Genomic DNA, 9,961 nt, shown 5'->3' with positions numbered 1-9,961 from the left:
CGTCAAAGTTTGCATACTGTTTCATCCGGTCAGTTATCATCCAGTAGGAAGCTCCGCTCCACTCACCCGGCCTTCCCCGGGGTTCTACCACCTGATATCCAAGAGGATTCAGCCACCTGGCTGGTGCTACTGCGTACCTGTCTGATGAAAATTCTGAAGTAACATTCTGGTATTCAATCCAGTCAATTGCCAGCAGTTCTTGGGATGGGTGTGAGATAACCAGACTCCGGTTATCTGAAGCAATACTATCAAAAACAACCGGGGGAAAGGCGTTTACATACAGTATCACAAAAAAACAGGTAATACATCCATGCAATAATCGCTTATTCTGCATCCTGACAAGCGTGCAACTGCCAATTACCGTGATAACGGGCCAGAGATAATTAAGAAACCTCAAGGGATCGATCTCAATGTGATACCCGGATTCGAACAACAATTTTGAGACCGTCATTCCTCCCACAAGCATTAGCCCGGGAATTCCTGCCCAAATAAGGAAAAAGAATCGCTCTTTCATGAAAAATTGATCCAGGGCCAGAATTGCCAGGATTCCTATCACAAGAATCGGGAGGATCATCAGAGGTGAGTATGATGAGACCAATGGAAATGTACCTGATATGATAAGTACCCCGATGACCATACCTGCGATGACTCCACAAATCTGGATACCGGGCACAATCCGGTAGATTCTACCTACTATAACCTGACTTTTTGCTCTGCTGATAATAATACCCCCGGGGAAGAACAAGGGAATAACTCTCAGAAGCATACCTGTTATCGCGAGTATGGACAGGGGAATAACCGGATTTGTTCCGCCAATGAACAACACCTGGTTTACAGTTATGATAAATGATGAAAAAATAAAGGGGATCCGAAAAGCCCACCAGAACAGTGTCAGGAGCAGTGTCATCCCGATAGGAATGCATCCGGTCCATACTACCCTGCGCATCTCATCGCGGCCTGCATAACAGAACAGATAAACCAGGATTATCCCGCTGAAGATGACGATGTACATGAGAGCAGACTGATGATGGGTCAATATTAGGCCTGATAATACCGGAATCAGGATCAGCATATCCTTCAACTTCCCCTCGTTCATCATCCTGACTGAAAAGAACAGGGCAAAAAGGAAAAAGGGTATTCCCAGTGTTTCCCTGACACCCTGAGATGCCCAATGAATGTAGGGGATCCCGGCGAGAAACAGGAGCGATCCCGCAAGAGCAGCAGAATCATCCACATACTTCCGTGAAAAAAGGTAAACCAGTGGTGCTGAGAGAGCACTAACCAGAGGAACGGCCAGTTTCTGGAGGAGAAGGGGAGAATATCCGGTTACCAGGGTAAGTGTGGCGATAAAGCCGGGAAGCACCGGTTGTTGAAGGCGGTATCCGACCATCGCAGTTGAACCTTGTGACAGTACTTCAATGACTGATTCATAATCCTGCCAGGGATCACCCCATGTCAACGCCGAAAACCGGAATGCCAGTGTCAAAACGGTACTGCATGAGATCATTACAAGACCAGGTACCGGATTTTTCGCACCACAAACCAGGAATACCGCTATACCGAGGAAAAGGGGAGCGAGCATTCCTGCCCCGCTCCAGACTCGTGCAGATACCAGTGCTACCCCGGTGCAGGAGCATAGCAGAACGCAAAAAAGAAAAATGCTATCCTCTTTCATGGATTGTAGTTCCTCCAGATCTCCCTGTACGGCTGTCCTGCCTGCTGTTCGCTGAATAACTGCACCTGAAGATTCTTCAGACCGGTATTCGTTCCAGGAGAACCAGAATCCGTGATATCTTCTGTGAAAGACTCCCCGTTTGAGAGATGGACGGGGATAGCAGGCATCTGGTTTCCATCCTGGGTTATTAACAGAGTGTATGATTTGAAAATTCCCTCATGGTTTGTGACGGTAATTACATCCGGTGTTGCACGTTGTTCAAACGTACCGCATCCGGAGGGCTGGGAAAAATATAACTCGGTCGTCTTATCCTGCTGGGATAACGGCAGGATACCCACGATTAGGAATGAAAATAAAGCAACGATTAGAATAATTCCAACGATACTCTTTCCTGACAGGACTTCATGACTGCATGCATTCGATGGTATTATTTCATCAGAGTCGTGATTTGTAACTGGTATACCTATTCCCATGAATGTGAAGATGCTGGCATACACAAGTATTCCGAGTTGAAAAAACTCCCCGATAACAGCAAAATCTGTGGAGTCTGATGTCATAGAAATACCCGTGAGTTCACCGCATAACAGATAAAGCGTGAGAACGGTAATGCTGATGAGTATGACCGCGGCACTTGTGATAATCGGGTGCATCTTTTGAATTACCAGATACCGTACACAGAATGCCCCGGGAATTACCAGAATTGAAAGGACTAGTGCTATGGTGGTGAAGCAATGGATCGGTTGCATAAAACATCCGATGATGCCGGGAATAAGAATTACCAGGAAGAGAATAAAGGGATTATTTCGATACTGCACATGAGTATCCATTTTGCTTCCTGGTATCATCAGGTATTTCCTTACTGTAAATTAATAAGTCGGGAATAATCGTATTGATCTGATTATTTATGAGATAATGGGATGGTTGTTCTTGTCTCCCCGTCCTATTCCTTTGTACACGAATCCGGCTTCAATAAAGCGGTCCGGATTCAAAAGGTTTCTTCCGTCGATGATGACCGGGTGATCTGCCCCGGTCCGGTTCCGGATATAGAGAGGTTCCAAAGAGTGGTACTCCCGGTGCCCGGTGAAGATAACGACTACATCTGCCCTGGTGATCGTCTCATCAAGTGACGAGGAGATCGTCACCCCTTGCCATTTGGTAACCCAGGGATCATGAACCCGTACCTCCGCTTCTGCCTCCAGACACCGCCGGTAGAAGATCTCTGACGGGGAATTTCTGGCATCATCGGTATTTGCAAGAAATGCCCATCCCAGAAGCGCAATTTTGCTTCCTCTTACCTCTTTATGAATTCGGTTCAGTCCCACCTCCAGGAGATGAAACATATGATCAGGCATAAAATCGTTAATTCTGCGGGCTGTTACAAAGAGTGATTCAGTCCCGGACGGATAGTCAAGTGATTCTCCCCCTGATGTCCGCACTCCCCGTTCCAGATGGTACGTATCTTTGGTCAGGCAGTGCCCGCCGACTCCGGCTCCCGGCCAGAGGATAGCCCGGGTGATTCCTTCACCTTTGAGTGAGTCAATTCCATTCCTGACATCATAGAAGTTTACCCCAATCGCCTCACAATAGAGTGCTAACTGGTTTGCAGCAGCGATCTGTAGATCCCGAAATGTATTTTCTGCTGTTTTGGTCACTTCAGCCGCCGTACTTGTCATCGGAATGACTCTCCCTTTTGTTAACACCATAGCATAGAGTTCACGAGCACGCCTGGTGCTTGTCTCATCGATTCCGCCGACGATCCGATCATGCTCCTGAATATTTTGGATCAGCCTTCCAACCATCACCCGTTCCGGAGCATGAGCAAGCGCGAAGTCTTTTCCTGCTATAAATCCGGACTCCTTTTCCAGGATATTTCGGGCAATTCCTATTGTGGTCCCCGGAGTGATCGTAGACTCAAGCACAACCAGTGTACCTTTGGTCAGGTAACGGCCTGCCTGCCTGATACCTTCTTCAAGTGCAGAAAAATCAGGTATCAGATCCTGCGGGTTTAGAAATGGTGTCTGAATCGCAATCGTTACCGCATCACATGAGCTGATAAGGGAAAAATCATCAGTACACCTGAATCGCTTTGCTGATACTACATCTTTGAGTAGTCCGGGAAGATCTGGTTCTTCTCCCTTCAGGGGAAGTTCTCCGGCGTTGAGCATGGGAATCTTATACCCGGAACTGGGTGAATTCCGTTGCAGGCCGTATACCATCTTCACCGAGGGGACATTTGCGAAGAGCACAGCCGCCGGGATCCCGACGTACCCCATTCCGATAACTCCGATGGTTTGAATCGGACCACGCTGTTCAATATTATTCTGAAGTTCCTCGTTCATAGTTGCATCTGATTTGTGATGATCTCGCACAACTCTATATTCTCAAGCGCTTGTGTGGGGGTTACCGGAAACGGAGTATTGGTCTTTACACAGGAGAGGAAGGTCTGCAGTTCTGTCCGGAGGGGTTCTTTTTTAGCGACCTGAACCTTCTCAACAATATTTTCCTGCACATATCGCTCATTCTCGACTTTATATTTCCCGGGCTTGCGATACACATACACCTCCTGCGTCATAAAGTCCCCTTCGATAGTCATATCTTCCTGTTCGATATGAATCATCCTGATCTTCTTTGAAGATTTACGACTTGCAGAGAGCTGAACTACTGATTCATCGTATCTCATCTGGACTGAGGCAACATCATCGGTACCCATTGCATGGATGGAGGGTGTTCCTGAGAAAAGCGTGTGAAGAATAATGTCAATGTCATGTATCATGAGGTCCTCAACGACATTGCTCGTACCTGATAACCGGGTTGAGGTTGGATTATGACGTTTTAACTCCACGAAGAGGGGATCTTTCATCATATTCCTGATTTCTGCAACAATTGGATTAAAACGCTCGATGTGGCCGACTCCGATGATTATATCCCTGGAAATCAGGTCGATCAGTTTTTTGGCTTCTTCTGATCGCTGGCAGATCGGTTTCTCAATAAGAATATGAGTCTCCTTCTTCAGGAGTTCCCATACCGTGCTGAAATGGTATGGCGTTGGAACACAGACACTTACTGCATCTACCTTCCTGATAAGTTCCCTGATGTCTGATGCTGCAAAGGCACCAAACTCTTTGGATACCTGTTTTGCAGCATCGCTCTGCAGATCATATACATACACATCCCCGACTTCTTTGAGTTCTGAGTATACGCGAACGTGGTTTTTTCCCATCTGTCCGGTTCCAATGACGCCAACATCCATTCAGGCTGCCTCGTTAATTATCTGGCATATGTATGACAACTCTTCAGTTGAGAGTCCCGGCCAGACCGGAATACTGAGAATCTCACTGGCAAGCCGGGTAGAAACCGGGGCATTACTTCCTTTGATCATCCCCATATAGACCGGTTGGTGATGCACGGGTGTCGGGTAATGAATTGCGGTGCCAATTCCTGCCCGGGTCAGGGCCTGGATCAGGCGATCCCGGGAGAGGTCGCACTCCGGTAGTACGCGGATAGCATACTGATGAAAGACATGCTCACAACCTGGTCTTAGTGGTGGGCAGAGTATTCCATTCCGGGTGATATGCTTCTGGTAGAATGCTGCATTCTCCTGTCTCATCCGATTGAACTCAGGTAGTTTTTGTAACTGAACTCTTCCGATTGCAGCGCCGATGTTGGTCAGCCGGTAATTGTATCCAATCATGGTGTGGCTGTACTTGGACTCCTGCCCATGATTGATCAACTGCCTGACGTGCTCTGCAAGCGCATCATCATGTGTTGTGATCATCCCCCCTTCTCCGGTTGTCATATTTTTGGTAGGGTAGAAGGAGAAACATCCCGATTTTCCAAACGTCCCAACAGAATTGCCATGATACCTGGCACCATGTGCCTGGGCACAATCCTCGATAAGTACCAGATTGTGATCATCACTGATCTGACGGATTGCATTCATATCACACGGCTGGCCAAAGAGGTGCACCGGAATTATTGCACGTGTTTTTGGGGTGATCTGTTCAAGAAGCGATTCGGGGTCAAGGCAGTAGAAGGTGTTTTCCACATCTGCAATAACAGGAGTTGCATTACACATACTGATTGATGTCGCGGTTGCAATGAACGTAAATGCGGGGATAATCACTTCATCGCCGGTTGTGATTCCGGCTGCCAGAAGTGCTGCATGGAGAGCGGTTGTCCCTGAACTGGTTGCTATTGCATGATTTGATCCGGTGAACGAGGAGAATTCATTCTCAAACTGTGTTACTTCCTCCCCGCTGGCAAGCATTCCTGACCTGATGACAGTTGCTGCTGCGAGGGCTTCATCTTCCCCTACAGATGGTTTGGCAATTGGAATCATCTGGCTGCCCCCGCAGGAAGAGGTTTATGTCGTGCCGGAGATCCGATTGCAAGCATGCTGGCAGGGACATCTTTAGTTACTACCGAGCCAGCGGCAACAAGGGCATCTTCCCCGATTATAACTCCTGGAAGAATGGTAACATTTGCCCCGATTCGTGCACGTTCCTGGATAACCGGGCCTTCCATCCGGGCATCCTTTCTGGGAGGATACCGGTCATTGGTCAGAACCGTGTTCGGACCGATAAAGACATCGTCTCCGATAGTGGTCTGGGTGGGAATATACACCAAACTCTGGAGATTTACCCGGCTCCCGATGCTGGAATATCCCTCGATAATTGATCCCGTCCCGACTGAAACATGATCCCCGATGATAGTCTGCTCCCGGATTATTACGTTATGTCCTGATGAAAACGATTCGCCGATCGTAACATCTGCGTATATTGTTGTTCCCGGACGGAGGGTTGCATTATCCCCGATGGTGCAGCCGGTAAATGAGTTTAATCCCAAGTGACATCGGGCAGGAAACCCGAGTATTACTGATTCAAAGATGGTGATGTTCTGACCGAGTTTGTTAGTGCCATACGGTTGCATGTGAAGTGACCTGGATCCCGGAGAATGTTTTCGAACAATGTGAGTATGCAGAACGGGGTATCATATCAATATAATCCTCGCGGGTAAATTGTAATGCTATTAACTCATCATACCTGCGTTGCGCAGGACTGTCTGTATCTCATGTAATTGTTGTTCAATTAACTGGTATTTGGTATGAAGGACATCCTTGAAATCTTCCTTTGTATCTTTGATTTCGTGAATCGTATCTTTTTGAAGGGTAATCATGGTGTCCTGCTTCTCCACCATGGTATCCATCTTTTCCAGCATGCTGTCTTGTTTCTGTATCATGGTGTCCTGCTTCTCCAGCATGATATCTTGCTTTTCCAGCATCTTTTCACCGAGCTGGACCGATCGCCTGCTGTTGCCATCAATTCTGACCAGATATGTCAGTGCAGCGTCAAGCCTTTCTCCAAGCTCCTCATGAGGTTCTCCCCGTTGTATCTCGAAATATTTCCATTTCCCTTCGGCAATTCCCGGGACTATCTCAATTGATTCAACATGGATCGGTTCTTCCGTAATTCTGATAGCAGAGGTAAATTTTTCGATATCTTCTTCTTTGCCTTCTGCAATAATTTCTACGTCGTACCCCTCACAATTTCGGACCTGACCGGTGATATGGTAATGCCGTGCGAGTTTTGCTACCCGGTCCCTGTATCCTACACGCTGGACCTCTCCGGTGACTGTGATCGTTATATGCTTCATGGTATGACCCTTTCCCCTGCTATGAATTCATCTCGGCTTACTATGTGGTGTCTTTCTGTTTACCGGTGAGTATAATATAAAAACTTATTTGTATTGATCCACTATTTACAATCTCTGTCCTGTCATTGGGTGTGATGACTTGGAAAATCAGATGGATCCGACTTCCCATGTTATGATATTTCTTTCTTGTGAATCAAAAACGATGCCGATTTCATGAAACGTCTTCATCAATGTATCATAGTGTTAGGAATTCATGAGCAAGAAGACTTCGGTATTTCTTCTGGGTTTTATTTTCGGATATGACAAAGGATGAACTCGAAATTACGTTTCTTCACTTATACAATGAGGAAACATTAAGGGGGGTTTGGGTATCAGTTCCAAAGGCAGTGGAGGAGACCTGATCGACAACGACGAGGTCTGCCCTTATGCACGCATCCCTGTACCGGGGCAAGGGATATTAGGGGAGGTGGTCTTACATGTATTATTATACGGTGAGAGCCTCATGATTCATGCCATTAAAAAACAGGTTACTATCAAGGCTGGTGGTTCAATCCAGATTTACGTCCCTGAATTCAAAGAAGGAACCTTCGCAGAAGTTATTGTTCTGGAGTCATCAGAGCAGGTTCCAAAGAGATCAATGATAAACCTCATTGGGAAAGGGAGGGGGGGTTTTCGACTTCTGAAGAGGCTGATTCATTTATTACAAATGAGCGGACTACATGGGGATAATTGATAATATAAAGGGAGAACAAATATATCTCGATACAAATATTTTTATTTATGCCCTCGAAGCCTTCCCTGAATATGTTAATACACTGACATCTTTGTTCACTGCTCTTGATGAAGGAAATCTTAAAGCGGTAACGAGTGAACTTACTCTTGCCGAACTTCTCATCAAACCCCTTATTACTAAGAACGATCACTTGCAACATGTCTATCAGGAGACCATCCAGTCTTCAGATAATCTTGAAGTCATTCCCATTAGTCGCCAAATTTTTATAGATGCAGCAAAAATTCGTGCCCAATCAACAACTATCCATCTTCCAGATGCTATTCATCTTGCCTCAGCAAAGGCGTGTTATTGTTCTTCTTTTGTAACCAATGATAAACGATTGAAAGGTATTTCTGACATCAATATGCTCATTCTTTCAGATATACATTGAAAGGGTATTTTTTAATAATGATAGATGAATCAAGAACACATCTATTTAATTTTTATCTTTCATTTCAACAAATACAGCATCAATATCCGCGGATGCAATTATTTGTCCAAGTTTTTATGTAAATTGTATGAGCCAGAATCAATTTTATGAGTTCCGATATCACCATTCTTAAACGCGATCGGATCTATTGGGTGAATCGGATCAACGGATACCATTTTTCCCGGGACGGTAATCGAAAAAACACATTCCAGCAACCAGGTCAGTTGTTGTAAAAGAAGTCTCCCAGAAATGTTCACATGGGATCTCCTGCATGCCCCCCTCCACCAGAGGGTAAAATTCGTTAAGTAATTGGTAATTTCATGGCAGATAAAGGGTGGAACGGAGTTATACATCGATACGTAAAGCAATATGCTACTCTGACGAGTGGATACTGAGGATATCACATTCAGTAAATCAGAGGTGATGATTCTGGATAAGGAGTGTGATAATAGTTTTGCCGGGATATTCAAAGTCAGGGAGTGATACATCCAGGGCAATGTACGTATCCGGTTCGTGAAACAGATATCCAGGATCTGAATCATAAATGGCAACCATCTCAAAAATGATCCCCTTGGCGCAATTCATATAACGGGACGCTATGCCTCTATTCAGTAGTGAGTCGATAGTTATATCGTCTTCATTTTGAAGAGAGAATAAACGGGGTTATAAAAACGAAAATTTTGCATATTTTTTGAAATTAACGATGAATAGGGTTATTTCAGGAGGCACGAGATCGAGGAGATCTGTTTGTCCTTATTTCTAGAAATAGAGCACGAATAATGGAGTTTTTTATTTAGTAGTTCATAACCCACTACAATTAAACTATCTCTGGTAGTAGGGATATTACCGATTCGATGGCTAAATAGCACCAAAATTCAAAAATTTGAGAGATTAACCAATTTCAAAGAGAGAAATCTTTTGAATAAATTCGGAGGATTCATGACTGGTATAATCCTCGATACTCGATTCTGTCCGGGCAATAAGATGTATCTATAGCGGTGTGAAATCCCTACTTCATGAAATCCAGGACATCAGGTACCTATGATCACTCATACAATATCCTCATACGGTGTCACCTATCAGGACTGAATGGAGATCTGTTCATCTGGATTTACCAGGGCTTGATCTGGCCATATATAATAATATTCAAAGCCAATATGATTGGTATCTCGTGGTCAAGAGGCTGTTACACACATAATTTAATCAGTATATAGCGGGCAATTCACGCAGTGCGTGTTGAATTTATAAAGAATCGCTCTCGCTGTATCACTTAAACGATCCATGTAACTGCCCCTTATGATAAGGTAGTACCTGCCATAGAACAACAACGGGTCTGTGATATGTATGGAAATACACAGTCAAAAACAATCCCCTGTGATTCAATCATTTTTATCAGTTATTAAGGGTATTCCGGAATACAAATATATCCAAT

At 45.1% G+C, this 9,961-nt stretch carries 10 protein-coding genes; 2 read left to right on the top strand and 8 right to left on the bottom strand.

Translation table 11 applies throughout. From position 1 onward, the window contains the following. From LUQ50_RS12360 to LUQ50_RS12330, 7 genes are all read right to left on the bottom strand, one after another. Positions 1–1,675, bottom strand: a 1,675-nt coding sequence (locus LUQ50_RS12360) for a glycosyltransferase family 39 protein (protein WP_300040144.1), incomplete at its 3' end; no start/stop codon positions are given. Next, positions 1,672–2,502 carry a hypothetical protein gene (locus tag LUQ50_RS12355; protein ID WP_300040143.1) on the bottom strand — a complete coding sequence of 277 codons (831 nt, stop codon included), beginning with the start codon at positions 2,500–2,502 and terminating at the stop codon, positions 1,672–1,674. The genes LUQ50_RS12360 and LUQ50_RS12355, both read right to left, overlap by 4 nt. 75 nt (positions 2,503–2,577) lie before the next feature. Continuing rightward, positions 2,578–4,014: a nucleotide sugar dehydrogenase gene (locus LUQ50_RS12350; RefSeq protein ID WP_300040142.1), complete on the bottom strand. Its 1,437-nt coding sequence runs from the start codon at positions 4,012–4,014 to the stop codon at positions 2,578–2,580. After that, positions 4,011–4,925, bottom strand: a complete 915-nt coding sequence (locus LUQ50_RS12345; protein WP_300040141.1) for a Gfo/Idh/MocA family oxidoreductase — start codon at positions 4,923–4,925, stop codon at positions 4,011–4,013. The genes LUQ50_RS12350 and LUQ50_RS12345 overlap by 4 nt, the downstream gene beginning before the upstream one ends. After that, positions 4,926–6,014, bottom strand: a complete 1,089-nt coding sequence (locus LUQ50_RS12340; protein WP_300040140.1) for a DegT/DnrJ/EryC1/StrS aminotransferase family protein — start codon at positions 6,012–6,014, stop codon at positions 4,926–4,928. Beyond that, positions 6,011–6,604, bottom strand: a complete 594-nt coding sequence (locus LUQ50_RS12335; RefSeq protein WP_300040139.1) for a DapH/DapD/GlmU-related protein — start codon at positions 6,602–6,604, stop codon at positions 6,011–6,013. The genes LUQ50_RS12340 and LUQ50_RS12335 overlap by 4 nt, the downstream gene beginning before the upstream one ends. Before the next feature lie 99 nt (positions 6,605–6,703). Then, a complete protein-coding gene (locus tag LUQ50_RS12330; protein WP_300040138.1) occupies positions 6,704–7,327 on the bottom strand; it encodes an acylphosphatase in 624 nt (207 codons plus the stop codon). 364 nt (positions 7,328–7,691) lie between these two features. Between LUQ50_RS12330 and LUQ50_RS12325 the strand changes: the two genes are divergently transcribed. Together LUQ50_RS12325 and LUQ50_RS12320 are read left to right on the top strand one after the other, a co-directional pair. Further along, positions 7,692–8,060 carry a hypothetical protein gene (locus tag LUQ50_RS12325; protein ID WP_300040137.1) on the top strand — a complete coding sequence of 123 codons (369 nt, stop codon included), beginning with the start codon at positions 7,692–7,694 and terminating at the stop codon, positions 8,058–8,060. Then, positions 8,047–8,490 (top strand): PIN domain-containing protein, encoded by a 444-nt coding sequence (locus tag LUQ50_RS12320; protein WP_300040136.1) that lies wholly within the window; start codon positions 8,047–8,049, stop codon positions 8,488–8,490. Before LUQ50_RS12325 ends, LUQ50_RS12320 begins: the two co-directional genes overlap by 14 nt. Positions 8,491–8,943: 453 nt before the next feature. Here the strand turns inward: LUQ50_RS12320 and LUQ50_RS12315 are convergent, their stop codons facing one another. Then, positions 8,944–9,084, bottom strand: coding sequence for a hypothetical protein (locus tag LUQ50_RS12315; RefSeq protein ID WP_300040135.1), 141 nt, complete (start codon positions 9,082–9,084; stop codon positions 8,944–8,946). Positions 9,085–9,961: the final 877 nt, after the last annotated feature.

The sequence above is a fragment of the Methanospirillum sp. genome, from assembly GCF_028679455.1.
Classification (GTDB): domain Archaea; phylum Halobacteriota; class Methanomicrobia; order Methanomicrobiales; family Methanospirillaceae; genus Methanospirillum.
Note: the sequence above shows the minus strand (reverse complement) of the source record. Positions and strands in the feature narration are given on the sequence as shown.